The organism is Undibacterium sp. Di27W (assembly GCF_049340345.1).
Lineage (GTDB): Bacteria > Pseudomonadota > Gammaproteobacteria > Burkholderiales > Burkholderiaceae_D > Undibacterium.
The window spans coordinates 1-26,526 of record NZ_JBMPOS010000030.1; the positions used below are offsets into that span (position 1 = coordinate 1).

General features: G+C 48.7%; 20 protein-coding genes. 15 read left to right on the top strand and 5 right to left on the bottom strand.

Annotation, left to right across the window (positions count from 1 at the left end; all coding sequences use genetic code 11):
* From ACO0LF_RS30165 to ACO0LF_RS30210, 10 genes are all read left to right on the top strand, one after another.
* The coding region (locus tag ACO0LF_RS30165; RefSeq protein WP_423020913.1) for a catalase at positions 1-1,337 on the top strand (1,337 nt) is incomplete at its 5' end.
* 208 nt (positions 1,338-1,545) lie between these two features.
* On the top strand, positions 1,546-2,403 hold the full coding sequence (locus ACO0LF_RS30170) for an STAS domain-containing protein (RefSeq protein WP_423020915.1): 858 nt from the start codon (positions 1,546-1,548) through the stop codon (positions 2,401-2,403).
* A 10-nt stretch (positions 2,404-2,413) separates the two neighbouring features.
* Positions 2,414-2,770 carry an STAS domain-containing protein gene (locus ACO0LF_RS30175; RefSeq protein WP_423020917.1) on the top strand — a complete coding sequence of 119 codons (357 nt, stop codon included), beginning with the start codon at positions 2,414-2,416 and terminating at the stop codon, positions 2,768-2,770.
* On the top strand, positions 2,770-3,243 hold the full coding sequence (locus ACO0LF_RS30180) for an ATP-binding protein (RefSeq protein ID WP_423020919.1): 474 nt from the start codon (positions 2,770-2,772) through the stop codon (positions 3,241-3,243). The genes ACO0LF_RS30175 and ACO0LF_RS30180 overlap by 1 nt, the downstream gene beginning before the upstream one ends.
* Positions 3,231-4,253, top strand: a complete 1,023-nt coding sequence (locus tag ACO0LF_RS30185) for a SpoIIE family protein phosphatase (protein WP_423020921.1) — start codon at positions 3,231-3,233, stop codon at positions 4,251-4,253. Before ACO0LF_RS30180 ends, ACO0LF_RS30185 begins: the two co-directional genes overlap by 13 nt.
* Positions 4,254-4,291: 38 nt before the next feature.
* Positions 4,292-5,662, top strand: coding sequence for a sensor histidine kinase (locus ACO0LF_RS30190; protein WP_423020923.1), 1,371 nt, complete (start codon positions 4,292-4,294; stop codon positions 5,660-5,662).
* Positions 5,663-5,696: 34 nt separating this feature from the next.
* Positions 5,697-7,598: a response regulator gene (locus ACO0LF_RS30195; RefSeq protein WP_423020925.1), complete on the top strand. Its 1,902-nt coding sequence runs from the start codon at positions 5,697-5,699 to the stop codon at positions 7,596-7,598.
* A 433-nt stretch (positions 7,599-8,031) separates the two neighbouring features.
* Complete coding sequence (locus ACO0LF_RS30200; RefSeq protein WP_423020927.1) at positions 8,032-8,544, top strand: hypothetical protein; 513 nt, start codon at positions 8,032-8,034, stop codon at positions 8,542-8,544.
* A 289-nt stretch (positions 8,545-8,833) separates the two neighbouring features.
* Entirely contained in the window at positions 8,834-9,307 is a 474-nt protein-coding gene (locus ACO0LF_RS30205) for a hemerythrin domain-containing protein (protein WP_423020929.1), read from the top strand.
* Between the two features lie 75 nt (positions 9,308-9,382).
* Positions 9,383-10,546 (top strand): zinc-dependent alcohol dehydrogenase, encoded by a 1,164-nt coding sequence (locus tag ACO0LF_RS30210; protein WP_423020931.1) that lies wholly within the window; start codon positions 9,383-9,385, stop codon positions 10,544-10,546.
* 692 nt (positions 10,547-11,238) lie between these two features.
* On the opposite strand, the gene ACO0LF_RS30215 is transcribed toward ACO0LF_RS30210, so the two are convergent.
* Together ACO0LF_RS30215 and ACO0LF_RS30220 are read right to left on the bottom strand one after the other, a co-directional pair.
* Positions 11,239-11,445: a hypothetical protein gene (locus ACO0LF_RS30215; protein WP_423020933.1), complete on the bottom strand. Its 207-nt coding sequence runs from the start codon at positions 11,443-11,445 to the stop codon at positions 11,239-11,241.
* 114 nt (positions 11,446-11,559) lie between these two features.
* A complete protein-coding gene (locus ACO0LF_RS30220) occupies positions 11,560-12,852 on the bottom strand; it encodes an Nramp family divalent metal transporter (protein WP_423020935.1) in 1,293 nt (430 codons plus the stop codon).
* A 271-nt stretch (positions 12,853-13,123) separates the two neighbouring features.
* On the opposite strand from ACO0LF_RS30220, the gene ACO0LF_RS30225 reads away from it, so the two are divergent.
* Entirely contained in the window at positions 13,124-14,158 is a 1,035-nt protein-coding gene (locus tag ACO0LF_RS30225) for a Ku protein (protein WP_423020937.1), read from the top strand.
* A 47-nt stretch (positions 14,159-14,205) separates the two neighbouring features.
* Here ACO0LF_RS30225 and ACO0LF_RS30230 read toward each other — a convergent pair whose 3' ends face one another.
* Together ACO0LF_RS30230 and ACO0LF_RS30235 are read right to left on the bottom strand one after the other, a co-directional pair.
* Positions 14,206-14,382 carry a DUF3606 domain-containing protein gene (locus tag ACO0LF_RS30230; protein WP_423020939.1) on the bottom strand — a complete coding sequence of 59 codons (177 nt, stop codon included), beginning with the start codon at positions 14,380-14,382 and terminating at the stop codon, positions 14,206-14,208.
* A 50-nt stretch (positions 14,383-14,432) separates the two neighbouring features.
* Positions 14,433-14,588: a hypothetical protein gene (locus ACO0LF_RS30235; protein ID WP_423020941.1), complete on the bottom strand. Its 156-nt coding sequence runs from the start codon at positions 14,586-14,588 to the stop codon at positions 14,433-14,435.
* Positions 14,589-14,838: 250 nt separating this feature from the next.
* On the opposite strand from ACO0LF_RS30235, the gene ligD reads away from it, so the two are divergent.
* Both ligD and ACO0LF_RS30245 read left to right on the top strand, forming a co-directional pair.
* Positions 14,839-17,457, top strand: coding sequence for a DNA ligase D (gene ligD, locus ACO0LF_RS30240; protein WP_423020943.1), 2,619 nt, complete (start codon positions 14,839-14,841; stop codon positions 17,455-17,457).
* A gap of 24 nt (positions 17,458-17,481) precedes the next feature.
* Entirely contained in the window at positions 17,482-19,170 is a 1,689-nt protein-coding gene (locus tag ACO0LF_RS30245; protein ID WP_423020945.1) for a RecQ family ATP-dependent DNA helicase, read from the top strand.
* 329 nt (positions 19,171-19,499) lie between these two features.
* On the opposite strand, the gene ACO0LF_RS30250 is transcribed toward ACO0LF_RS30245, so the two are convergent.
* The gene (locus ACO0LF_RS30250) at positions 19,500-20,621 is read right to left on the bottom strand and encodes a sensor histidine kinase (protein ID WP_423020947.1); all 1,122 of its coding nucleotides are present in this window, start codon (positions 20,619-20,621) and stop codon (positions 19,500-19,502) included.
* A gap of 641 nt (positions 20,622-21,262) precedes the next feature.
* Between ACO0LF_RS30250 and ACO0LF_RS30255 the strand changes: the two genes are divergently transcribed.
* Positions 21,263-25,036: a chemotaxis protein CheB gene (locus ACO0LF_RS30255; RefSeq protein ID WP_423020949.1), complete on the top strand. Its 3,774-nt coding sequence runs from the start codon at positions 21,263-21,265 to the stop codon at positions 25,034-25,036.
* Positions 25,037-25,174: 138 nt separating this feature from the next.
* On the top strand, positions 25,175-25,792 hold the full coding sequence (trhA, locus tag ACO0LF_RS30260) for a PAQR family membrane homeostasis protein TrhA (protein WP_423020951.1): 618 nt from the start codon (positions 25,175-25,177) through the stop codon (positions 25,790-25,792).
* The last annotated feature ends 734 nt before the right edge of the window (positions 25,793-26,526 follow it).

Below are 26,526 nucleotides of genomic sequence, written 5' to 3' on the forward strand. Positions count from 1 at the left end.
CAGGCGCAGACCCTGACTTTCACCGCCGCGATTTATGGGAAGCAATTGAAGCAGGTGCATTTCCTGAATATGAACTCGGCGTGCAGGTATTTACCGAAGAACAGGCAGACGCCTTTGACTTTGATGTCCTTGACCCAACCAAACTTGTGCCGGAAGAGTTTGTTCCTATCATGCCGCTCGGGAAAATGACGCTGAACCGTAACCCTGACAATTTCTTCGCCGAGACCGAGCAGGTTGCCTTTTGTACGGCGCATATTGTCCCTGGTATCGATTTCTCGAATGATCCGCTGCTGCAAGGGCGTATCCACTCTTATCTGGATACACAAATCAGCCGTCTTGGCGGGCCGAATTTCCATGAAATCCCTGTCAATTCGCCCGTCGTCCAAGTTCACAATAATCAGCGTGATGGCATGCACCGCCAGGCAGTACACAGGGGTAAAGTTGCTTACGAGCCCAATTCCCTGGCAGGTGGTTGCCCTTTCCAAGCGGGCCGAGCAGGATTTACCAGCTTTCCACAAACAATTGCTGATGACAAGGTTCGTGGTAAACCGGAGAAATTCGCAGAGCATTTTGCGCAAGCCAGATTATTCTGGATCAGCCAGACGCCTGTAGAGCAAGCCCACATCGTCAACGCTTTCCGCTTTGAATTGACCCGTGTTCAAACACCAGCAGTGCGCCAGCGAGTGGTATCCCTGTTGGCCAACGTTGATCCTATTCTGTGCGCAGGTGTTGCTGATGGCCTCGGGATAGAAGTGCCCGCACCGATGCCTCCCGTGTCCGACGCACCGGTACAGGACTATGATCCATCTCCTGCGTTGTCCTTGTTGGCACGCCCTGGCATCACTGGTATCAAGACCAGGCGCATAGCCTTGCTTGCAGCACACGGTGTTGATGCAGTCGCAGCCAGAGTTATTTACAGGGCATTGCTCAATGATGGCGCAGTTCCCCGCATAGTCAGCAATACTTTAGGTAAGCTTCTGGCGATGAATGGCGAAGAGCTTAACGTTGAAATCACGTTCGAAACTGGCCCATCAGTTTTGTACGACGGAGTCATTCTTCTGGCTGGAGATGATACCGCAGAGAACTTAGCAAAAAATGCCCTCGCCTTGGAGTTCGTGCGACTGCAACATCGTCACTGCAAACCTATTCTGGCCTTTGGCTCTGCAGTGCAAGTGTTAGATGCTGCAGGCATACCCGGTGCATTGCCAGATGGGGCACCTGATGCCGCGGTTCTTAGGGTAGATAATCGTGCTGATGCCAACGCTTTGGAGCTCTTTAAACGGCAACTTGCTGCACATCGTTATTTCAATCGGGAAACAGATCCACCTGTTGCGTAATTCACCGAGGTTCCGTTTGTAGGCAAGATGGGCCCGAGTGAAACTGGTTACATCTAGTGAAATCCCCAAAATCGCAACAAGTAAGAATTAAATTCTCCAACAATCAATTTAGTGTACTCTAAGCGTTTCTTATTTATCATGACTGGCTTTTATTTGCTATGTCATGACTTTAACAAAAGTTTTGAACCAGAAAATTCTAAGGGCAACGATGACTACTAATGAAAACGCAAACCGGATTAGCGATCTTATTAAGCAAAATGAGGCAGCAATTCAGTCAGACTGGCTGACACAATTGCAAAAACACGTCATTCGCACAGACCCAAAAACCATTGAGCAATTGAGCCGCCATTCTTCACAATTGCTTAAACTATTGCCAGCAGCGACCTTAAATGGCGGTTTTGATGATATTGATGGTCGGGCTTGGGATGAAGCACGCAATCTACTCGCAGAAATATCTGGTGAACGTGCAAAGCAGGGTTCCACACCAAGTGACACTGCGACCTTCGTGTTTTCCCTCAAGCAGTCTTTATTTGCGGTATTACGCGATAATCTTGCTGCCGAACCGGAATTACTCTCCGATGCACTGTGGCGCGTAAGTACCTTATTGGATAAACTGGGCCTTTTTACTATCGAAATTTTCCAAAAAGCCCGCGACCAGATCATTGTGAGGCAACAGCAAGAACTGCTGGAGCTGTCCACACCTGTCGTCAAGCTGTGGCAGGACGTGCTGGCGCTGCCGCTGATCGGTACGCTAGACAGTGCGCGTACGCAAGTAGTGATGGAAAGTCTGCTGCAAAAAATTGTCGATACAGGCGCAGCAATCGCCATCATTGATATTACTGGCGTTCCAACTGTGGATACCCTGGTAGCCCAGCATCTGATGAAAACCATAGCCGCAGCACGCTTGATGGGTGCCGATTGCATTATCAGTGGCATACGCCCACAAATCGCGCAGACCATCGTACATCTGGGCGTCAACCTTGAAGATGTGGTTACCAAAGCCACGCTGGCAGATGCCTTTGTCGTCGCTCTCGCCCGTGTGGGCGCTTCCGTTGTTCGCGCATAGTGAGGGTTTGATGGAACGTATTCCCATTCTTCGCATTGGTAACTTGTTGCTGGTTACTATCCAGGTAGATATGCACGACAGACTGGCGATGACACTGCAGGATGACTTGACTGAGCGTATCGTAAGTGATGGTGCCAAAGGCGTGCTGATTGATATTTCTGCCCTGGACTTGGTTGATTCTTTTATCGGCAGAATGATCAGCAATACCGCTGCGATGGCGCGTGTGTTGGATGCTCAAACCGTGCTGGTTGGCATGCAGCCTGCCGTGGCTATTACTCTTGTCGAGTTGGGTCTCAATCTACCCGGTGTAAAAACGGCCCTGAATGTTGAAAAAGGCATGGTCCTTTTAGGGAAGAGCTTTCAGTGATGACTGGTTCCACCCAATTTGAAGTTACTATTCAAAATCACTCACCGTTATTAACTGCACAAGACACATATGTGATCAACAGTCAGCGCTTGCCATTGAATAGCGATGAGCATGTGGTGGCTGTTCGCAAACTGGTGAGGGAATATGCCATTGACATCAAATTAAGTTTGGTTGAGCAGACCAAAGTGGTGACCGCGGCCAGTGAACTCGCCCGCAATACCATCAAGTATGGCGGCGGCGGCATGGTCGTGTGCATGAAATTATATGATGGCGTGCGTGATGGGGTGAGGCTGGTATTTGGTGATGATGGACCGGGTATCGCAGATTTGTCCCTCGCCCTGACAGACGGCTATACAACAGGAGGCGGTTTGGGTTTAGGATTAAGTGGTGCAAAGCGCCTGGTAGATGATTTTGAGATTGATACGCGTGTAGGAGAAGGCACAGCTGTGTCAATTACTAAATGGAAAAAATAACGCACTCTTTAGTGCCGCACGAGTGGACCAGCATCCAGCATGCCAGCGATATCGCTGCAGCCCGCCGTAGCGGCCAGCGCCTGGCAGGAGATATTAAATTAAACGACGTGAAATGCGGCGAACTGGCCATCATCATTACCGAGCTCGCCACCAATATGCTCAAGCACGCAAACGGTGGGCGGCTGCTATTAACGCAAATTCATGCCGATAACAATGTCGGCATAGAAGCCCTGGCGATTGATGAAGGCCCAGGCATCATCAACCTGGCCAATGCATTGCGCGATGGCGTGTCGAGTACGGGAACAGCTGGCACGGGACTGGGTGCCATACGCAGGCTAACGACGGAATTCGATGCTTATACTCCGCCAGGTAATGGATCGATTTTCTTTTGCCGCCTCTGGCGCGATGTCGTGTCCTTTGATTTGCCGCAGTTTGGCGCTGTGTGCGTGCCCTTGGCGAGTGAGACTGAATGTGGTGATGGTTGGGCATTGTCGTTCCAGCGCCGCCAGATTACTTTGATGATGGCAGATGGCCTTGGCCATGGACCCGACGCGGCCAAAGCAGCTAAAGAAGCTATTGATGCGGTTGCCCAGCAACCAGGCAGGCGTGTTACTGATCAGATCAATGCCTGTCACCTGGCATTGCGCCCTACGCGTGGGGCGGCATTGGCAGTGGCTGTGCTTGACCCCGTTGCGCAAGAGTTGGTCTTTGCGGGAGTTGGTAATATCAGTGCCTGCATCGTCAATGATGATCAGTCCAAACAACTGGTGTCCCACAATGGCATTGTTGGCCATAATGTGCGCAAGGTGCAGGAGTTTAATATCCCATGTCCTGCGTACACACTGATCATCATGCATTCTGACGGCGTCAACACCCAGTGGGATCTTGATAAGCACCCCGGGTTAGCTCATTGTCACCCCGCCATCATTGCAGCACTGCTACTCAGGGATTTTTCAAGGGGGCGGGATGACGCGACTGTTTTGGTGCTGCGCACACCGGCAACGGCATGATTAATAATTCAACGGGCTAAATAAGCTCAATAAGCACGATGACACAGATCCGCATACTCCAGGTTGGTATTGATACAGAGCAAGATGTCGTGCTGGTGCGCCAGCGTGCCCGACAAATATCTGCCTCTCTCAAATTCAGCGCACAAGATCAGGTCCGTATTGCGACAGCGGTGTCAGAAGTGGCACGTTGCGCTATCAGTAATTCTTCTGGTGGCAGAGCGGTGTTTTCTCTCAGTGAAAGTGGTAAGACGCAGCAACTGAATGTTGCCTTGCGCATGTGGGAGGGCAAGGGTAAGCAGGTGCCAGTTCAAGGACTATCGTCAGATTCATTCTCCCAGGTTAAGCAGTTTGACCAGGCCATCATCACGGCTCATCGCCTGATGGATGAGTGTACGGTTGAAAAAGGCACGGACCATGAGGTCATGGTCACTTTGTTAAAGTCCATGTCGACGCAGCAGCGGGTGGATATGTCAGGCTTGAACAGGATAAGCGAGCATCTTGCCAATACGCCAGTGCAAAATACTTATTCAGAAATGCAGTTGCAAAACCAGGAGTTGGTGGCCACACTGGCAGAATTGCGCGCCCGTCAGGATGACCTGCTTGAATTGACACACGAACTGGAAGATACCAACCGCGGCGTAGTGGCACTGTATGCCGAAATTGAAGAAAAAGCTGAGCGCCTGAGAAGAGCCGATGAAATGAAGTCGCGGTTTTTGTCGAACACCAGCCATGAATTGCGCACGCCACTCAGCTCTATCCGTGCCCTGGCCACTTTGCTGCTGGACCGTATGGATGGCGAACTGACAGAAGAGCAGGAGCGACAAGTTATGTTTATCGCGAAAGCCGCAACTGATTTGTCTGAGCTCGTCAATGACCTTCTGGACCTGGCTAAAATAGAAGCAGGCAAGGTTGAGATGCAAATCGCACCGATCGATGTCAGTCACCTTTTTGGTGGTTTGAAAGGCGTCATGCGCCCCTTGGCACAAAGCCCTGATGTTGAGTTGATTTTCGTGCCGCCTGCAACTCCGCAGATACTGATGTCAGATGAAGGAAAAATATCGCAAGTGTTACGTAACTTCATCTCAAACGCATTAAAGTTCACTGAAGCGGGCAGCATCACCATCTCGCTGGCAGAGGCTGACGAAGCTTCGGTCAAGTTTTTGGTAGAAGATACCGGGATAGGAATCAGCCAGGATAACCTGCCTCTGATTTTTGAAGAATTCAGCCAGATTGAACATCAGTTACAGAGGCGGGTAAAAGGCACAGGCCTGGGATTGCCCCTATGCCTTAAATTAGCCAGGCTTCTCGGTGGCGAAGTGGATGTGAAGTCTGAAGTAGGTAAAGGATCGGCATTTTATCTGAGCATCCCACGCGAATTTCAGGGTTCATTCACCCAGACTAACGCTTGATCACTTTTCGGCTACAGCAGAAGGTTTAACTGCCATGAAAAACAATACCATCACGATCTTGAACGTTGACGACAATGATGGCGCACGTTACTTCAAGACGCGTATTTTAAAAAACGCAGGATTTAATGTCGTCGAGGCAGCCAACGGTACCGACGCACTGACACTGGTCAGCAAGGTATTGCCGGCGCTGGTATTGCTGGATGTCAAACTGCCCGATATCAACGGTATAGAAGTATGCAGACGCATCAAGGAAGAACTGCGCACAGCCAGTATTTTGGTATTGCAGACTTCTGCAGCATTGACTGGTCGCGACGATAAAATTCGCGGGCTGGATGGCGGGGCTGACAATTATCTAGCAGCTCCTATCGAAGCTGACGAACTGATTTCCAACGTCAATGCCTTGCTGCGCCTCAGGCAGACGCAAGCAGATTTGCGTAATAGCGATGAACGCTTTCGCCAGCTTACCGACAATATCGATGATGTCTTCTGGATGTTTTCATTGGACAATTCAGAATTGCTGTATGTGAGCCAGGGCTATGAATCTTTCTGGGGAAGGCCAAATGCCGCTTTGCAAGAAAACCCCAAAGACTGGATGGACAGCATACATCCAGAAGACCGGGTCGAGGCTTTGGCAAGGTGGGATGGATTATGGCATAACCAAGCCTATGAATACGAGTACAGGTTGGTCCGGCCAAAAGGAAGTATACGTTGGGTGCGTGACCGTGCATTCCTGGTACCCGACTCAGACGATGTTCCTTACCGGATTGCCCGTATCACCAGCGACATATCGGTACGCAAAGAGATGGAAGGCTTGCTGCACAAGGCCGATGCGAATAAAAACAACTTCCTGGCGACGCTGGCGCATGAACTTCGTAATCCCTTAAGTCCTATCCGCAATGCGGTGCTGTTGATGTCACAAACGGACGATCTTGCAAAGCAGGAGAGTGCCCGTCACATCATTTCACGACAACTCGATCACTTGACCCATCTGGTAGATGACTTGCTGGACGTAGCACGCATCTCGGAAGGTAAGTTAACCCTCAGAATGCAGGAAGTGGAACTCAATGCAGTGCTGTCTGCCGCGGTGGAAACCATTGCCCCAGCCATGGAAAAGCGCCAGCATACTTTTGCATTCCACCCACCGACCCAGCCAATCTGGTTGAGTGGCGACCCTACCAGGTTGGCCCAGGCTGTTGGTAACCTGCTACATAACGCGGCTAAGTTCACCAATATAGGCGGGGCGATAGAGCTGGTGGTGAAACTGACTGAAAAGCAGGTCAGTATCAGCGTACGCGATAATGGTATTGGAATTACTCCTTATAATTTACCGCGTATTTTCTCCATGTTTGCACAAGGTGAACATGCGCCGGACAGTTTGCATGAAGGGCTGGGCATCGGCCTTTCGCTGGTATCCAATCTGATCTGGATGCATGGTGGCAATCTGACTGCTGACAGTGCTGGCATCGACCAGGGTTCAGTCTTCACCATCCACTTGCCTGTGCTGGACAAGATATTTGAGGCAGATGCGCAAGTAAGTCTTACTGGTGAAGCAGTGGTCCTGGAGAGTGCCTCAACTGAGCATACGCGCATACTGCTGGTGGACGATAATATTGACTCTGTCGAGATAATGGCTGCCTTGCTGGAAGCAATTGGACATACAGTCTACACAGCGACCAATGCACCGACTGCAATCAAATTGGCGCTGACACATTTGCCCGAAGTGATACTACTCGATATCGGATTGCCCGACACCGACGGCTATGAACTGGCGCGTATCCTCAGAGCCAAGCCTGAATTTGCAACTACGCGTTTGGTGGCACATACTGGGTACGGTTCACCGCAAGACCGTATCAAAACCAGTGAAGCAGGCTTTGATTATCATTTGGTGAAACCGGCTGACTTTGAAGCATTGGTTGAAGCAGTACGCATACGCTGAGGATATTTTCAGTCAGAGGATGTAACACGAAAAAGCTGGCGTGAAGCTATGAAGCTTGCAATATTTTGTAACAGCAAGCGGCTAAACCGTGCCAGTTTATTTTACAGCGGTTTATTGAAAATCGTTTTATTCCTACTTACATCAATCCATATTTTTCACAAACCTTTCGGGTTTTTATGGCGTTTTTTTTGCAAATTCCTAGATTCAATTTATTCCGATTCAAAAAAAAATCCTATCCGGATGTGCATCAGATTTTGTATTTTCTTTGTTAAAAAATTGATTATTGGCTTGCAGACCTACGTCCTGTAAGCGTATTTGCTGACTGTGTTGACGAGTCATACATTTTACGATGCCATCACTGGTTAAACAAACCAGCAATCGATATGTGTCACCCACGCTACCCCGCAATCAGTGGCACTACTGGAGAAATACAATGTCAACAAATTCTACAAGCAAAAATGAAGGTTCTTCTGGCTCTTCAAAGTCGTCTGGCTCAACAGGAACTCAGGGCGGCACGCATGAACAGCACGTGAAAGCTGGACAGCAAAGTCACAAAAATGACGATAAAGATTCTGGTGACAGTAAATCAGCCAATAAGGCTGATAGCAAATCCGGTAATGCTTCTTCCGGTAGCAATTCAAAATCTGCTTCATCTTCAGATTCCAAATCAGACTCTCCATCTGATTCAAAAGCTGACACTAAATCAGGATCGTCCAACGGTGCCCATACCGGCACCCAGGGTGGCACGCATGAGCAGCATGTAAAAGCTGGGCAGCAAAGCCACAAGAATGATGATAAAGACGATGACAGTAAATCGGACAGTAAGTCTGCACGCACTTCGGACAAGGGTGATTCAAAATCTGGCTCTTCTTCAAGTTCTCATTCGGGTTCTGGTTCAAAATCAGATTCTGGCTCGAAATCAGACAGCCATTCTAAAAGCCGCTAATTGGCAGCAGAATTTTCGGTAACGAAAATGCATATCGAAGGGTACCTGTGAACGGTGCCCTTTTTATCAGCTGGTGATTAGTAGTTCAATTAAGTAGTTCAATTAAGCATAGTTATATCAATAGAGCGTATAGAAAACCTCTCCTACACGACTCAGCGTCCTCACCTACGCTCATTCATCAGCTCCACTGACAGTATTAAACAAGTTCACCGCTTATTCTCGTGTCTGGTCGCAATAAAAACTAAACGACCATTTTAATCATTCAGCCATCGCCCAACAGGAGAAAGCCATGTCGAAACCAGCCCACCAGGACGCCATCAGTTTATTGGAAGCAGATCATCGTGAGGCCGAAGATTTATTCGCCCAATATGAAAAAGCAAAAGACGCTGAAAAAACAGAAGAAAAATTTGAGATAGCACGCAAGGTTTGCGCTGCTTTGTTGATCCATATGCAGGTCGAAGAAACCATCTTTTATCCCGCCGCACGTGCTGCCCTGGATGAAGAAGGAGATGATTTGCTCAATGAAGCGGAAGTGGAACATAACGGTGCTAAAGACCTTATCAAGCAATTGGGTGAAACAAAGCCTGACGATCCTATGTTTGATGCCAAAGTTAAAGTGCTCAGCGAGCAAATTGAACACCATGTGGATGAAGAAGAAAACGAACTTTTTCCTAAACTCAAAAAAACCGATCTTGATCTAGATAGTCTGGGCGATGAAATGGCGCAGGCCAAAGAAGATTTGAAAGAACAACTAGGCGCCTGAGTTTTGTTGAACTTTTGTTGATTTTGAAGAGCTGCATCACCATGCAGCTTTTTTCTACATCCAACGGAGATACCCATGAAAGCATTGAGTTACCACGGCAGCCACCACGTGCAGGTAGATACAGTTCCAGATCCAGTTTTGCAAGAAAGCGATGACCTTATCCTGCGTGTCACTGCGACAGCGATCTGCGGTTCTGACCTGCATTTGTATCGCGGCAAAGTACCGCAGTTGAAACATGGCGATATTTTGGGCCATGAGTTTATGGGGATTGTTGAAGAAACTGGCTCCGGCGTGCAAAACATCAAAAAGGGTGACCGCGTCGTGATCCCTTTCGTCATCGCTTGTGGCAGTTGCTTCTTTTGTGCACAACAACAGTTTTCCGCGTGCGAAACTACCAATACAGGTGAAGGCGGCCTCTTGAATAGCAAGCACATCAAGCCACCTGCGGCACTGTTTGGTTTCAGCCATATGTATGGTGGTATCCCTGGCGGCCAGGCAGAATTCGTACGTGTGCCTAAAGCCAATGTTGGCCCGCTGGTTGTACCATCATCGCTGGCCGACGAACAGGTTTTGTTCCTCAGCGATATTTTACCTACAGGTTACCAGGCAGTATTGAATGCTGAAGTAAAGCCGGGTTCTACGCTGGCCATCTTTGGCGCTGGCCCGGTTGGCCTGATGGCTGCAGCTTGCGCTCGCATGAAGGGGGCATCAAAAATATACATGATAGACCACCATGCATACCGTCTTGAGTTTGCCAGAGAAACCTATGGCATTGTCCCCATCAATTTTGATGATACTGACGCTGCTGAATTTATTATCGGCGATACACAAGGTCGTGGTGTCGATGCCGTAATTGATGCTGTCGGTTTTGAGGCAAAAGGCAGTGCGCTGGAAACAGTGCTGACTGGTCTCAAGATTGAATCCAGCAGCGGTAGTGCCTTGCGTCAGTGTATTGCTGCCGTGCGCCGCGGTGGTGTTGTCAGTGTTCCTGGCGTCTATAGCGGCTTTATCCATGGGTTCTTGTTTGGCGATGCCTTCGACAAGGGATTGACGATACGCATGGGCCAGACACATGTACAAAAACTCATGCCGGAATTGTTGGGCTTTATAGAAGAAGGTAAACTTCGCCCCGATGTCATTATTACGCACCGGATGAAATTAAGTGAGGCGGCCGAGGCTTACAAGATATTCGACAAGAAAGAACAGGATTGCCGCAAAGTTGTTCTGACGCCTGATTAATAACAACCTCGCAGTTTTCATTTGACAAAAATGAATATCGACTGGTCTGCCTTGTGTGATTTGATTCAATGGCCCGCTATGGCAGTGACGGTCATTGCATCCTGGTGCGTTGCTTCGCGCTCAGTCAAAAAACGCAAGGCAGGTTTTTGGCTATTTTTGTTGAGCAACGTGCTATGGATTATCTGGGGTTGGGCAGACCACGCTTATGCACTCATTAGCTTGCAACTATGTCTGATGGCGATGAATACACGAGGTGTTTTGAAAAACGAGAACAATTAAGCAGGACGGTGGAACTTGGAAATTACTGGGGAAGATGTCACCCCTTAGGATTTTCACTTATATTTAAGCCAGAGCTAGCCTTGATATTAATGTGTTCGTGCGCAAACTGACTTTGTTGTCGCCTCAAATCCGTGCTGTGTAAGAGTAAGCGAATTTACCATACAGGGCACGCTTACTCTTAACGTAGCCTATTCGCATTTGAAAATAAAGTGGTGGAAGATTTTATATGTCTTGGCATGCATTCTTTTCGCGAAAATATACATTACCTTCCTTCATGCCTCATAACGTATCGTTAAAAAATCTCTTCGCGCTTGCAACTACCTATAATGCTAAAGCAGCCAAGCACAGCGAAGTGCAGAAATCAACTTGCTGGACATGAAGTATTTAAACGAGCATGGTTGAAACTAAAATTTTCAATGCATTTTCGGTAAAGCTGCATCAATTAATTTTTCGGCCGCAATTAAGGCTTCTTGCTCTGTCACGTACAAGTCAGCGTCGGGATGATGCAGCAATATGCCATTGGCTTCAACTCCCAGGGTCCAGCCATTGCCATACTCAGTCGTTGTGAGTTGAACGGTCGCTCTCAAAATGCCCTTACCCACACTTTTTGTAATGACCATGTCGATCTCCTATGTATAGTAGCTAAGATCATATTTTAATCAAAGTACCTGGTTATCACTATCAGACTGGAGGATCTCCCCTTGTCAGACAAGTTGCTTGCCAGGTGAAAAAAATCAAAACGTAAAGAACATGGCAATAACTACAATGGCCATCATTGCTGTGGCAAGCCAGCCCAATGCTTTTAGTCTACGTGAAATGACAAACTGTCCCATGACTTCGGGTTTTGCAGCCATGAGCATCATGATGATCATGACGGGGACAGAGATAATGCCATTGATGACCGCACTCCAGAACAGTGCCTTGATGGGATCAAATTTACTAAGACTTAAGATGACGCCTATGACGGTGGAAATCGCAATCACCCCATAAAATTCCCTGGCTTTGCCGGGCTTGTGTTCGAGGCTGTTTTTCCATTTAAAGCTACCGGCAATCGCATAGGCGGAAGAGCCCGCCAGCACTGGAATCGCCAGCAAACCAGTACCGATGATGCCAAGGCTAAATAACAGGAAAGCAAATTGTCCAGCAATGGGTTTGAGAGCCTCGGCAGCCTGCGCAGAAGATTGAATATCAGTTTGCCCATGCATATGCAAGGTTACTGCGGTTGTCAACATGATAAAAAAGGCCACCATATTGGAAAAGCCCATGCCGATAAATGTGTCGATATTGATTCTTTTCATGCTTCTGACGGCCTGTGCGGGTGCTTTCAACAGTGCCGTTTCTTCAGGCTTGGCACGCAGTTCCTCCACTTCTTGCGAAGCCTGCCAGAAAAAAAGATAAGGGCTGATGGTCGTGCCAAATACAGCGACGACGGTGGTGATGTATTCGGGCTTCATTGACAGCTTTGGTACGACGGTGCTGAGCACTACTTCTGTCCATGGTATATGCACCACAAATACCGTCGCCACATACGCCAGCAAAGCCAGCGTTAACCATTTCAGTACACGCACATACTGCTGATAGGGAATGAATACTTGCAACAAGATGGACACTACACCAAAGATGATGGCATACCATTTTGCCTGGCCCCCTATCAACAACTTGCTTGCTTCACCCATGGCGGCCAGGTCCGCCCCGATATTGATGCAATTGGCGACCAACAAGGCACCGACGATGAAATATAACAGGGGCTTGGGATAGTGTCGCGCGATGTTGGTCGCCAGACCATGACCGCTGACTCTGCCTATGCGCGCACTGACGATTTGTATCCCGCACATTAGCGGATATGTCAGCAAAATTGTCCATAACATGTTAAATCCGAACTGGGCACCCGCCTGCGAATAGGTAGCAATGCCGCTGGGATCATCATCGGCAGCACCGGTAATCAGACCGGGTCCCAATTTTGCCAGGACGGAATCACTGTTTTCCTCAGATGGGATAGTCTCTGAAGTGTTTACTGTTGGCATCATCGGCTTTCATCTAGGGAAATGGGGGCGCAGCTGAAACATTAGCTGCTGCGATACAGGTCAGCTGATGATAAGCGACAGCAATCATCGATAAAGTCAGTTTGTGCAGCATGACCATGTAGGACTCAGGCGCGAGACTACTGTCATGCATCTGCTACGTTTTCCTACGAAAATATCGTTTTTAACCTACACCAACTGGTATTCGATCAGCCTATGATGAAAAACTGAACTCGGCTTTTTTTACAGGCCATCAATCATTCAGCGGAGAATTAGCATGGCACATACGCTCTGGAGTGGCGCTATTAGCTTTGGTCTGGTACATATACCGGTCGAGTTGCACTCGGCCGTCAGCGATAATGCGCTTGATTTGACCATGCTGGACAAACGCGATTTTTCCCCGATAGGCTTTCGGCGCTATAACAAAAGCACCGGCAAAGAAGTGAAATGGGAAGATATCGTTAAAGGCTATGAATACAAACCGGATGAATTTGTGGTCTTATCTGAGGAAGACCTGAAACGGGCGAATGTCAAGGCTACACAAACCATAGACATCCAGGCCTTTGTCGATGCAGCTGATGTACCGCTGACTTTCTATGAGCAACCCTATTTTCTCGTGCCCGGGCGTGGTGGTGACAAGGTCTACGCCTTATTACGTGAAACCCTGCGTAAAGCAGGTAGGATAGCAATTGCCGAAATTGTCATCCGTAGCAAACAACACTTGTGTGCCTTGCTGACAATAGATAAAGTCATCGTGCTCAATACCTTGCGATACAGCGATGAAATACGCGATACCGATGAATTGAAATTACCCGCTAAGACTGACAAGGCAGTTGGCGTTTCCGACAAGGAAGTCGCCATGGCGATGTCACTGGTCGAAGGTATGACTGAGGCCTGGAATCCAGCACAATACAAAGACACCTATCGCGACGATATCCTGGCGCTGGTCAGGAAAAAAGTCAAAGCCAGACAAACCAGGACACTCACCATGCCAGAAACTGAATCAGAAGAGCAACCACGCAGTGCACAAGTGTATGATTTGGTCGGTTTGCTGCAGCAAAGCCTGGGCAAGAAAGTACCGGCCAAGAAAACTGTGAAAGCTGGGGAAAAAGCTGGCAAGCCTACTCCCATAGGTAAAAAAGCCAGTGCCGGGAATACCGGCAAAACCAAGACCATAGCAAAGACGAAAGAGGAAACCACAGCATCTGCAAGCAGATCACGCAAAATTGCATCTGGCAAACCTCCTGCTCTTACCACTAAGGCGCCAATTAAAACTAAGGCTTCTTCCGCGAAGCGGCGTAGTGCGGCATAAGCCTAACTGTGACAGTCCGGCGCTGCGCTGCCGGACTGTTGTCATGCTCAGTGCTTCAACTGTTTTTCCACTGCGACTGCACTGGTGCCCACTTCTTGCACTGCGTTGACCAGTTCATCCTTGGTACAGTCAAATTTCCTGGTCCAGTAAGCTACGTCCCAGGGTTCACTGACGTTAACCCGGGAAGCATCTCGAGGGCCACGATTTTGCAGATTGTCCGTCATGATAAGCCTCTTGATCAGATGATTTAATGCTTGCAGAAAACCTGTGACTGTTAAGGCGCAGGCTGGCCCTTCACTGCGTTACGGTATTTTGCTTTGGCGGCCAGCTTCTTTTCTGCCTCTGCTGCGATGTTGGTGCGCTTTATTTCCCGCTTTTCCTGTTTGCCGCGATGTTGCGCTTCGTCCTTGTTGCCTATGCGGTTTGTCATTGTTTTCTCCTGGTAAATAATATGACGGAATTTTGATGCTACACGGCATCCTGGTAAGTAAGTATCCGTGATTTGTAAGCGTAGCCACCAGTCACACACTTGTATGTAGGAAGATCAACACAAGACTTGTAGGAATCGCAAGGCTTGTTCCTACACAGTTGCAGACGCCTGGCTGATAGCGCCCTTGATGATCAATATCTAATCTCTGTTTATCTTTTTGATCTGCGGATTTCCACCGGAGAAGCTCATCATGGCAAAACCAGATGCACTGCATACATATAAAGCCAAGCGCAATTTTTCGATCACTTCAGAACCGGCTGAAGGTGGCGTGCCGAATGAAAAGGCAAGAGCCTTTGTTATTCAGAAGCACTGGGCTACTCGTCTGCATTATGACTTTCGCATAGAACTTGATGGCAGCATGAAAAGCTGGGCCGTGCCCCGTGGCCCCAGCTTTGATAACCATGATAAACGCATGGCTATTCATGTTGAAGATCATCCCATTTCCTATAACGATTTTGAAGGCACGATACCGGCCCAACAGTACGGAGCGGGCAAGGTCATTGTCTGGGACAAGGGTTACTGGAAGCCATTGGGTGATCCAATTAAGGGCTACGCAGAAGGCAATTTGAAGTTTGAATTATTTGGCCACAAGCTGCATGGCAAATGGGCATTGATAAAAATGCATAATGCCAAAGGCAAACAAGATGCCTGGCTACTGATTAAGGAGAAAGATGATTTTGCTCGCCTTGCCAGTGAATTCAGCGTTGTCGATGAGCAGGCTGACAGCGTCAGGGGCCTGGATATGCCAGCCATGGATGGCAGTGAAACTGAAGCAAGCGATAATGAAAGCAATACTGCCAGCGGGCCACCTGAACTGGCGACAAAGGCGGTATTGCCTGCCGACTTAAAACCGCAACTCGCGACCCTGGTCACCAGCCCACCCGGTGATACGTCTGACTGGTTGTTTGAACTCAAGTTTGACGGATACCGCTTGCTGAGCCGCGTAGAAAATGGGGAGATACAGTTATTCACCCGCAACCAGAATGACTGGACGCATAAACTGCCACGCCTGCACAAAGAATTATTGCGTATGAAACTGCCTGACGGCTGGTACGACGGAGAAATCGTGGTGCTCAATCAAGATGGCAAGCCGGATTTTGGCGCCCTGCAACTGGCTTTTGATGAAAGCAATACCAGGGACATCAGTTACTTCATCTTTGATTTACCATATTGCGCCGGATATGATTTGCGCGAAGTTCCGCTATGGGAGAGACAACAAGTGCTGGCGCGCATCCTGCAAAGACAGGCATCGGAACTGGTACGCTTGAGCAGTGTGTTTGATCATGCCCCCGGAGAGATCGTGGCTGCAGCTTGCCAGATGGGCCTGGAAGGCGTCATAGGCAAGCGTAAGTCATCTACCTATGGATCGCGTCGCAGCGATGACTGGATCAAGCTCAAATGCGCGCAACGCCAGGAATTTGTGATTGGAGGCTTTACCGAGCCGCAGGGTTCGCGCATAGGCATAGGTTCGTTATTGCTCGGCGTTTATGAGGGAACTGGAAAAACCAGCAAGTTACGCTATGCAGGGAATGTCGGTACTGGTTTCAATGACAAGGGCCTTAAGGCCTTGCGCAAGCAGCTTGATGCCCTGCTTACTGAACAGCGCCCTTTTGCAGCCGACACTGGCATAGATCGCAAGACACACTGGACTACACCAGAACTGGTAGCCGAAGTCAGCTTTGGTGAATGGACTAAAGCCGGGCATATCCGCCATGCAGTGTTCCAGGGGCTGAGAACAGACAAGCCCACCAGCACCATCGTTCGCGAGCAGGCCGTGAAGCCGGGTGAAACTGCAGTCACAGAAAAAGTAATTACCGAAAAAGTAACTACCAGCAAATGGCAAAAAATCAGGAATGCAAAAAAGCCGGAGAAAGAACTGGCCAGCAAAGCCGCAGTCAATATGGATGTTCATGAAAGCCTGCCCGCAGATTTCAAGATCACCCATCCTGAACGCATTATCGATAAAGAAACCGGCGCGACCAAGTTGCAACTGGTGCGCTATTACGCCCTGACCGCGCCCTTGATGATGGAACACCTGAAAGACCGGCCCCTGGCACTGGTACGTGCACCTGCTGGTGTAGGTGGCGAACTATTTTTCCAGAAACATGCTGACACCCGCAGGCTGCCAGGTGTCAGCCAGACGCGAGACAATTTGCTGCCAGGGCATCCCGGCCTGCTGGTAATCAAGAAAGCTGAAGGGCTGCTTTATTCAGCGCAATGGAATACCCTGGAAATACATACCATGAATGCACAGGCCGCATCCTTTGGCAAACCTGATCGCATGATCTTTGACCTTGATCCTGGCGAAGGTGTGAAATGGAAGGCCGTGCAGGAAGCAGCCAGTCTCATGCAAGCCATGTTGCTTGAACTGGATCTGCTCCCCTTTCTGAAGACCAGTGGGGGCAAGGGTCTGCATCTGGTCGTGCCAATTAAAAGACGCTATGACTGGGATACGGTCAAGGATTTTTCGCATCGCATAGTCACCCATATGGCAAACACTATACCGGAGCGGTTTGTTGCCAAAAGCGGTCCAAAAAACCGTGTAGGGAAAATATTTATCGATTACTTGCGTAATGGTCTGGGCGCAACCACAGCGTGCGCGTGGTCGGCTCGCGCCAGACCGGGTCTCGGCATATCCGTGCCTGTTGCTTGGGATGAGCTGGACGAATTACGCGGTGGTAATCACTGGACTGTAAACACAATACATGACCGTTTGGACGCAGGCAATGAACCTTGGAAAGATTATTTAGCTTCGTCCAGATCATTAACTGTAGGTATGAAAAAACTGAATTTCAAACCAGTTCGATAACCCTTTTTACGATCAAAGTGCCCAATGCAAACTCTATCTACGAAACCACTGGCCCAGCGTAAAAAACTGGTTAACAATTTACTCCACCATGTATTTGGTATTGCACAATTCCGTAATGGCCAGCAAGAAGTGATTGAGAGCGTACTGGCCGGCAAGGACACCGTGGCTATCATGCCGACAGGTAGTGGGAAGTCACTTTGCTACCAGCTACCTGCGGCGGTTCTGGATGGGGCAAGCATCGTTGTATCGCCTCTGATTTCGCTGATGAAGGACCAATTGGAAAAACTGGCGGAACTCGGCGTTCATGCCAGTCAGTTTAATAGCAGCCTTACCCAAGCGGAAGAACAGGCTGGGCTAGATGACATCATCAATGGCAATAGCAAGATCATTTTTTGTACTCCTGAACGTCTGACGTCGCATGATTTTTTGCAAGTACTGGAAAAAATCAAGATTGCACTGGTCGTTATTGATGAGGCACATTGCATTTCACAATGGGGCCATGATTTTCGGCCTGCCTATCTTGAGCTTGCTGCCGCTATCCGTAGTTTACATCGGCCACCCGTCCTGGCGCTGACAGCAACGGCAACCGAAGACATTGTCGCCGACATAGAAAAGCAGCTTGAGCTGACATGCGCTCAGGTCATCAATACCGGTATCTACCGCAAGAATTTGCGCTATCGTGTTTTACAGGTAACCAATGAAGAAGAAAAATATTCCGTGGTAATGGATTTGATCCGGGGTAATAGCGGCGCTGGGATTATCTATGGCACAACTGTCAAGGCTGTCAATGAGTTACTTGAATACCTGCATAAAACGGATGAAAGTGTGACTTGCTACCATGGCAAACTGCCCGCAAGAGAACGGAAAGAAAACCAGGAGCTGTTTATGAATGGAGGTTGCCGTTTAATGGTAGCGACAAATGCTTTCGGCATGGGTATAGATAAAAGCGATATCCGTTTTGTTATTCATTTACAGGTACCTGGCAGTTTGGAAAGCTATTACCAGGAGTCTGGCCGTGCCGGGCGCGATGGCTTGCCTGCAGACTGTACTTTGCTCTATTTTCAAGATGATAAACGTGTGCAGCAATTCTTCTTGACGAAGAATTATCCTACGTCGCACGAATTACAACAACTCGCTGAACAATTGCATATCTTGCAGCAGAAGCCGGAATGCAAGCTAGCCTTGGCATTTGACGACATCAAGAAAAAAGTAACTGATATGCCGGTGGGAAAATTGAAGATCAGTCTTAAACTGCTTAAGGATGGCGGCTTGTTACGGCAAGACCGCAGGTTAAACTATGTCATCAAACCTGGGCAGCCATCATCAGATGTCTTTTCTGCACTTAGTGATACTTATCAGAAAAAACAGGAAAATAGCCGTCTTGCGCTGGAAAAAATGGTGGCTTATGCACAGAGCGGCTATTGTCGATGGAAAATCTTGCTTGACTACTTTGAAGACGGCCACGATTTCCAATCCTGCTGCCAATGCGACAATTGCCTGTCACCGCCAGCGCTCATGCCAGACAGCCATAGGCATGTAGACACTCCCGTTTGTTTGGCAAATATAGATGATGGCATAAAGATTGGTGCGCAAGTAAGGCTGAAGAAATTTAATATCGGCACGGTACTGGCAGTCGAGGGCGAGCAAATTACGGTTGAATTCCCTGAAAAAATGGTGAGGACTTTCTTGCGCGAATTTGTCACGCCTATGTGACGCCAGTGAAAACTTTCATCAATTTATTTGCACTTCTTGATAACACTGCCTCTGGCAAAAATAACACCTGTTCACCTGCATTTGTTACGACAATAAACTAAAAAGATAATATTGCAGAACCAAGTTTTTTCCACTACGACTGAGGATTGAAAAAAGTACCCTGTAAGTGATTGAAGATATAGATAACTTTCATTACCGTGTTAAATTGCTCGAAAAGTTGCATATTGATCACGCAGGGCCATATCTCCACTGCTCCACTGCAATTCTCTACAATGTTTATAAGTTCATTTTTCCAGGTAAGTTCCCACTGCAGCCATGGCTCGTCAGGATTACGGTACAAATGGACGACAGTCGACAGGGACATCTATAAGAAAGGTCGTCCCTAGCTGCTCAGAGCTATCAACCAAAACACTCCCACCGTGACTTTCCGCTACAGTCTTTACAAAATGCAAGCCAATACCCCAACTGGGGGAGGTAGAAACATTATCTTCACGACGTAAATAATCAAAGATGTTGTTGTGCATTTCTTTTGGAATGGGGTTGCCCATATTGTGGACGCTCAGCATTAATCTACCGTGGGCCTGGTGAACTCTGGTACTGACTGTCTTATTGTCGCCATATTTGATCGCATTGTTAATCAGGTTTTCCAAAGCTCTGCGTAATGAATCCTTACACCAATATCCAATGACCGCTTCATTCGTTTCACATCCAATATTGCAATCAAAGTTTTGAAAATATTGGTCGCATACTTCGCTAGTCAATTCACTGATGTCGAATTGCGAGAGGTCAAGCGTTAAACTGGTGTTGCCTTGTAGAGTAAGCGCGTCCACCAATTCACCCATCATGGCACCTAAGCGCTTGGCGTTAGAGGCGATTTTAGAGGAAGTTTTCTTGGCTACTTCCATGTCAGTACTCATACTGATCAGTTGAGCCCCATTAGCAATGACTGCCAGGGGCGTGCGCATATCGTGCGAAAGAGCAGCGGCCAACTTGCCGCGCAATATCTCATGGTTGGCTGTGAAAGCCCGGATGGCTTCCCGGGTAGCGGTGTTGATAGACTGATCGATAATTGTCCAGTGGTGCTCAGTGAGATCAACGCGTCCTTTCGCGACGATAGCAATTATCTCCCTGAAGATCTGGTATTCGTGTATTACCTGATCGGGACCATACAAGGTCATGCGTGCTCGCTCACCGCCATGAACGGAAGCAGCATTGTTATTGCTGGTCGCATCATTGCGAGGATAGTCTGGACTTAAGGCTTCAGCAATATTGTCGTAGAAAGCCGGAAGCGTATTGATTAATACTGGCCCAAGCAAGCTGCTAGCACCGAGAACCCGCGCTCTGATTTCCTGTTCCCAACGCGCCATCACTGCTTCGCGAATGGAGATGAATTGCAGGGAAATCGTGGAAAGGTCACCCGCTGCCGAGCTTTGATCTGTTGCCAATGTCATGCCTACTCCATAAAGAGTCGATTCAATAACAAAACTGTAAAGCACATTCAGTTGCTATGAGCCACTCCAATTAGGGAGCCTGATGTAAATCAGATAAACAGCTATGGCGTATGCGCGCATTCTAACACCACCTGTCAGTAGCACGGATCACTGCATATTTTATCTATAAACGTGTCACTTCAATTGTTCCAGTAATGGGAAGTTTTTCAGCCATCAATATTCGCAAAAGAACTGTTGAGTTTATATAAAAGTGATGGTCGTTTATTGTTAATTAGTTAACTATAATTAAGCTGGAAAAAGCATCGATCTATGTCTAGCGAGGCGCAAATTCCTACAGTGGGTAAGGTAGCTTTCCTGCATACATCAGCCCCCTGAATATTAATAATCTAAGGGTACCAAATTCTAAGCTGCGCTCGTAAATGACTCCATCAAACGCTTTGATCTCGCTGTTGAGAGGTACAAATCCAGGATGGGTGTGGAGTAAGCGCACATCTCAATACCGCCAATACGCGGGGCTTAATGGTATCCGTTATCGGGCGCAGCAACGTGGAATCAAGATCGCAGCCTTCTGGAACATTTTTGCGCTGTGCTGATAGGCTGTAAAACCTAATATTTTGACATTTTAAGGTAAGATACTAAGCTTGGCTTTAGCACTGACCCTTGACCACCACTTCAATTTCTTTATGATGGATAAAATGCTTTGCAATAACAATATTGTGTCCGTCGTGGGAATAGGAGCGTCAGCAGGCGGTTTGGAAGCAATAGGCCAGTTAGTCGAGGCATTGGATGACCAACTGGGGCTAGCGTATCTAGTCGTTTCGCATTTGGACCCGCGACATGAAAGTCTGCTCCCGGAAATTCTCGCCAAGCGCACGTCACTGACGGTCGAAACTGCTGGTGAACAGGTGCTTAAGCCTAACCACATATACGTTATCCCACCAGACACCGCACTGACTTTGGTTGGTAATCAGCTGCACCTGCAGCCCCGTTCGCTGTTAAGGGTGAAGCACTTGCCTATCGACATATTGTTCGAATCCCTTGCTGAGCAGCGGCCAGGCGCTGCGGTAGGTATAGTCTTGTCGGGTACTGGTAGCGATGGCGCTGAGGGTGTCAAGAAAATCAGGGAAGCCGCAGGAGTCACGCTGGTGCAAACGCCAGCCAGCGCGGCATTCCCCGGAATGCCTCAGGCGGCGATAGATACCGGCTGTGTTGATCTAGTCATGCGTCCGGCAGACATTGCTGCCGAGCTCGCACGGATGGCGCGGCATCCCTACTTTGTGAAGCTGGAAGATAACACAGGTAATGAGGATACGTCTCCCCACAGCACCATGGTGAAAATCTTTGATCTCATCAGAAGCGTTTATCAGGCTGACTTCACGCAATACAAACCCAATACCATACAACGCCGCCTGCAGCGCCGCATGGCGCTGGTGAACGAAACTGACGTTCATTCTTATTTAAAGGTGTTGAAGGATAACCCCGTCGAATTAGCCGCGCTGTACGACGATTTGCTGATTCGCGTTACCACGTTCTTCCGAGAAGATTCCATTTACACCGCACTATCCGAAACTGTATTTCCAATGTTGCTGAAAGAGCGGAATCATGGCGACCCAGTACGGATATGGGTACCGGCGTGCGCAACCGGTGAGGAAGTATATTCGCTCGCAATCAGCCTACTGGAATATTTAGGTGAAAATGCGCAAGATGTCACCATTCAGATTTTCGGTACCGATCTCAATGAAGCGGCAATTGAGCAAGCTCGACATGGCTCTTATCCGGAAAGCATTTCCGATCGCGTGTCCGCCGCTCGGTTGCAACGTTTCTTCGTGCACGAAAACAGGCGCTATCGTGTTGCTAAGCAGGTACGCGAACTGTGTGTATTTGCGCGCCAAAATGTGGCACTCGATCCACCTTTCTCGCGAATGGATGTCATCAGCTGCTGCAATTTACTGATCTACCTTGATTCCGGTTTGCAGCGTCGCGTGTTGAAACACTTCCATTACGGTTTGAAGCCGGATGGCTTCTTAATCCTTGGACCAGCGGAGAATGCGGATGAGGAAGGCCAATTTTTCAAGCGGGCCGACAGCCATCAGCGCATGCTGTATCAGCGCGCCATGCCCACCCGTGGCTCACTGGACTTGGTATTAGGTGGATCGACGGTGGACAAGCGTACAAGTCCCGTGGTGGACTCCTCGCCACCCTTATCGCTGGACCATACTCAAGTACAGCGCAAAGCTGACGGGCTACTTCTGTCTCGATTCTCGCCAGCGAGCATTCTGGTCGATGATCGCATGAACATTGTGCAGTTTCGCGGGCAAACCAGTCCTTATCTGGAACATGCCAGCGGCACTGCAAGTCTGAATCTGCATCGGGTTGCGCATCCCGGCATTTTGATGCAGTTGGTGCCCTTGCTCAATGAAGTCCAGGCGTCGGGGCGTGCAGTTTTTAAAGACGACCTGCGGATAGAAACGTTGAACGGCATGCGGGAAGGTACCGTAGAGCTAATACCCTTACGTGAACCGTCAACCAAAACCGGCTTTTGCTTGATTTTGTTTGATGCAAACGTGCGCCCCACTAAACCTGAGGGGCGACCTGAAATCCCAGAAACTGAGAAAGATATCCGCATTCGTCAGTTGGAGATAGAACTCGATAGTATGCGGGATTATCTACAGGCGACGAATGAAGCGTATGAGGCGGCACTTGAGGAATCGCGATCAGCGCAAGAGGAGTTGCAGTCAGCGAATGAAGAATTTCTGAGCGGAAATGAGGAACTCGTCATTGCAAGAGAAGAGTTGCAGGCTTCTAATGAGGAACTGACGACCGCGAACGAAGAATTGATGAGTCGTACCCGTGAGCTCAGTGTGATGAACACGGAATTGGCACGCGCCCGAAAACTCGCCGACTTTAACGCCAGTTACGCTGAATCAGTGATCGATACAGTGGCCCACCCTTTAGTCGTTCTGGATCAAGGATTAATCATCCATCGGGCAAATCATGCGTTCTACGACGTGTTTTTAACGAATCCAAGCGATACCCTCAATCGTCGGCTTGTGGATCTGGGGGACGGACAATGGAACTCTCCAGAACTACGCAAGTTGCTGGACCAGGTCGTGTTGGGCAATAGCCCGATCACCTCTTATCGCGTGGAGCATGATTTTCCCGGCGTGGGCGTAAAAGTCATGATGGTCAATGCCAGAAAAGTTCCCGCGATGGATAACCGATCCGCGCGATTATTACTGGCTTTTGAGGACGTCACTGTCAGCGATGAACGATTGACTCGTCTCCGCAGCGACGACCACCGCAAAGACGAATTCATTGCACTATTGGCGCATGAGTTGCGTAACCCGCTGGCGCCGATCCGCAATGCGGTCCAGTTGCTGACAATGAAAATAAGTGACGAGAACCTGCATCGACCGCTTGCTTTGATTGATCGCCAGGTGAGCACTTTGGCCAGATTAATCAATGATCTGATGGACGTTTCACGTATTACGCGCGGAAAAATGTTCTTTGAGCAGCATCCAGTGAATCTCAACGAGGCTATATCCCAGGTAATTAGTACAATTGCGCCGTATATGGAATCTCGCGGGCATCATCTCACCGCGTTGGTGCCTCCGACTGAAGTCGTTGTGATGGGCGATGCCACGCGTCTGGAACAGGCGATTGGAAATCTGCTCAATAATGCGGGGAAATATACTGACCATGGTGGCTACATAGAGATTGCGCTCAGCGTCGACCACCGCGAGGCGGTGATTTCAGTCAGCGACAACGGCGTCGGGATCGACGCAAATATCTTGCCACATATTTTTGATTTATTTGTTCAGTCCGATATGACACGCACGCGAGCGGAAGGCGGGCTTGGCATTGGCCTGAGTCTGGTCAGACAAATCACCGAAGCTCATGGCGGAACAGTGGTTGGACACAGTAACGGCTCAGGCACAGGAACCATTTTCACAATGCGATTGCCTATCTCTACTTCACCCGTCGCTGAGAGTAGCGGCGACACCGTTGACGAGGAGAATACGGTCACCTTCCAAGCGCGCCGCATCCTGGTGGTGGATGACAATGCTGACGCGGCAAATACCGTAGCTGAATTGCTCCGCAGTTGGGGACATGACGTCATTCTGGCTTATGACGGCTTCGCTGCGCTGGAAGTGGCATCGACTTTTACGCCTGAGGTGGCATTACTTGATATTGGACTGCCGACGATGAATGGTCATGAACTGGCAGTCAAGTTGCGTCAGAAGATATCTGGAAAGTTATTTTTGATCGCTGTTACCGGATATGGCCGCCCAAGTGACTACAAGTCGAGCGCAGATTCTGGCTTTGATGTGCATTTGGTAAAGCCAATTAGTTTTGGGCCATTGCAAGTGCTACTGGCAAATTTAAAGTCCACCGATGCCAGCGCTGAAGGCTGATGTGCTGAAATCAGCGTCATCCAACAGACTTGCGGGTAGCATGTAGCAGTCTTGGCCAGGAAGTGGGTAACGCGGCTTTGTAAAATACAATTGCCGGGCCGAAGGTTTCAATAGTGAGAAATTTGTAGGAAGGTACGCATGTATTATGGAGAGCGCTTCAACAGCATTACGCACGCGGTAGGTGCTGTGCTGGCGGCAGTGGGCGGCGTAGCGCTGGTCACGATAGCAGTGCGCAGTGGTGACTATTGGAAGATTGTTAGTTTTAGCATTTACGCTGCCACGTTATTTGCCCTGTATTTTACATCTGCGCTGTATCACAGCTCCCAAGGGCCAGCAAAAGACGTATTACGTCGGCTCGACCATTGCGCGATCTATTTGCTAATTGCTGGTACCTATACTCCATTTACGCTGATCAGCCTAAGCGGGACGTGGGGATGGTCACTGTTCGGCGTGGTTTGGGGACTTGCCATTGCTGGAGTCCTGCAAGAATTGTGGTATGCCAAAGGAGCACGGCTAATCTCGTTGCTAATTTATGTTGTGATGGGTTGGGTTGGCGTTATCGCTGCGAAGCCGCTCATCAATGCGCTCACAATGGACGGCTTCTGGTGGCTGGCAGCAGGCGGTGCGCTTTACACTGGCGGCATCGCGTTTTATGCCACAGATCACAAATGGCGTCACGGACACGGAGTTTGGCACTTGTTCGTGCTTGGCGGAAGCATTTGCCATTTTGGTGCGGTATTGTTTTATGTGGTCTAGTAAAGGTCTAAGTAGAGCGATTTGACTATTATAGCGGTGCCATTACTGACTTAACATCCGCAGAATTTTTCTAGCTAATGTTCTTCCGATTTAGCTAATGAGCCAAATAGATCTTATACAAGTTCTGATTCGATCGAAAATAACCAAGCGCATTTATTCGCGCTATTTGGTGTAATTGAGAGATGTGAGACTTGCCTATCCTTCGGATCCGTCGTTCGAACAAAAGGCCTCTGTTTTTACAAGGTTTTTGGCAAGCAGGTTATTTGACAGTTATTTCTGCCCATCGATTGAACGGACCGCCGCGCATCGCCTGGGCTTTGTCTTTGTATAAATCGTCTTCAGCCGCAAACAAAGTACTGCTGCTGATCTGAGCGGAAAAGCTTAAATGTAATTTCACACACACGACCGCACAATCTTGGCTTATAAATCTGCTATAGCAGTATTATTGATGAAATAATTATTTAAAAGACATTAAATGATGAGATATCAGAATTATTACTGACTATCTGCCATAGTTGATAGGCGGTATCTGGATGCCCCTTAACCTACCGCAAACAATTCAGCTAGCAAACGCACTGGTGAGCCAGAAATGGTATCTATCGAAGTGGTGTTGATTTGCACTGAAAATTGACCCACTTTGCTGGATAAATTGCATCTAAAATTGACCCACGTTTAGCACACAATCCTACTTATCTTGATGAGTAGGGAGCAGGAGTGATTGACGTGGCATTACT

Excerpts from the sequence above, each read along its gene's own strand:
- ACO0LF_RS30235 (WP_423020941.1), bottom strand. The coding sequence starts at position 14,588 with ATGACAAACCGCATAGGCAACAAGGACGAAGCGCAACATCGCGGCAAA.
- ACO0LF_RS30220 (WP_423020935.1), bottom strand. The coding sequence starts at position 12,852 with ATGATGCCAACAGTAAACACTTCAGAGACTATCCCATCTGAGGAAAAC.
- ACO0LF_RS30185 (WP_423020921.1), top strand. The coding sequence starts at position 3,231 with ATGGAAAAAATAACGCACTCTTTAGTGCCGCACGAGTGGACCAGCATC.
- ACO0LF_RS30180 (WP_423020919.1), top strand. The coding sequence starts at position 2,770 with ATGACTGGTTCCACCCAATTTGAAGTTACTATTCAAAATCACTCACCG.
- ACO0LF_RS30195 (WP_423020925.1), top strand. The coding sequence starts at position 5,697 with ATGAAAAACAATACCATCACGATCTTGAACGTTGACGACAATGATGGC.
- ligD (WP_423020943.1), top strand. The coding sequence starts at position 14,839 with ATGGCAAAACCAGATGCACTGCATACATATAAAGCCAAGCGCAATTTT.
- ACO0LF_RS30190 (WP_423020923.1), top strand. The coding sequence starts at position 4,292 with ATGACACAGATCCGCATACTCCAGGTTGGTATTGATACAGAGCAAGAT.
- trhA (WP_423020951.1), top strand. The coding sequence starts at position 25,175 with ATGTATTATGGAGAGCGCTTCAACAGCATTACGCACGCGGTAGGTGCT.
- ACO0LF_RS30200 (WP_423020927.1), top strand. The coding sequence starts at position 8,032 with ATGTCAACAAATTCTACAAGCAAAAATGAAGGTTCTTCTGGCTCTTCA.
- ACO0LF_RS30245 (WP_423020945.1), top strand. The coding sequence starts at position 17,482 with ATGCAAACTCTATCTACGAAACCACTGGCCCAGCGTAAAAAACTGGTT.
- ACO0LF_RS30250 (WP_423020947.1), bottom strand. The coding sequence starts at position 20,621 with ATGACATTGGCAACAGATCAAAGCTCGGCAGCGGGTGACCTTTCCACG.
- ACO0LF_RS30215 (WP_423020933.1), bottom strand. The coding sequence starts at position 11,445 with ATGGTCATTACAAAAAGTGTGGGTAAGGGCATTTTGAGAGCGACCGTT.
- ACO0LF_RS30225 (WP_423020937.1), top strand. The coding sequence starts at position 13,124 with ATGGCACATACGCTCTGGAGTGGCGCTATTAGCTTTGGTCTGGTACAT.
- ACO0LF_RS30210 (WP_423020931.1), top strand. The coding sequence starts at position 9,383 with ATGAAAGCATTGAGTTACCACGGCAGCCACCACGTGCAGGTAGATACA.
- ACO0LF_RS30230 (WP_423020939.1), bottom strand. The coding sequence starts at position 14,382 with ATGACGGACAATCTGCAAAATCGTGGCCCTCGAGATGCTTCCCGGGTT.
- ACO0LF_RS30205 (WP_423020929.1), top strand. The coding sequence starts at position 8,834 with ATGTCGAAACCAGCCCACCAGGACGCCATCAGTTTATTGGAAGCAGAT.
- ACO0LF_RS30170 (WP_423020915.1), top strand. The coding sequence starts at position 1,546 with ATGACTACTAATGAAAACGCAAACCGGATTAGCGATCTTATTAAGCAA.
- ACO0LF_RS30175 (WP_423020917.1), top strand. The coding sequence starts at position 2,414 with ATGGAACGTATTCCCATTCTTCGCATTGGTAACTTGTTGCTGGTTACT.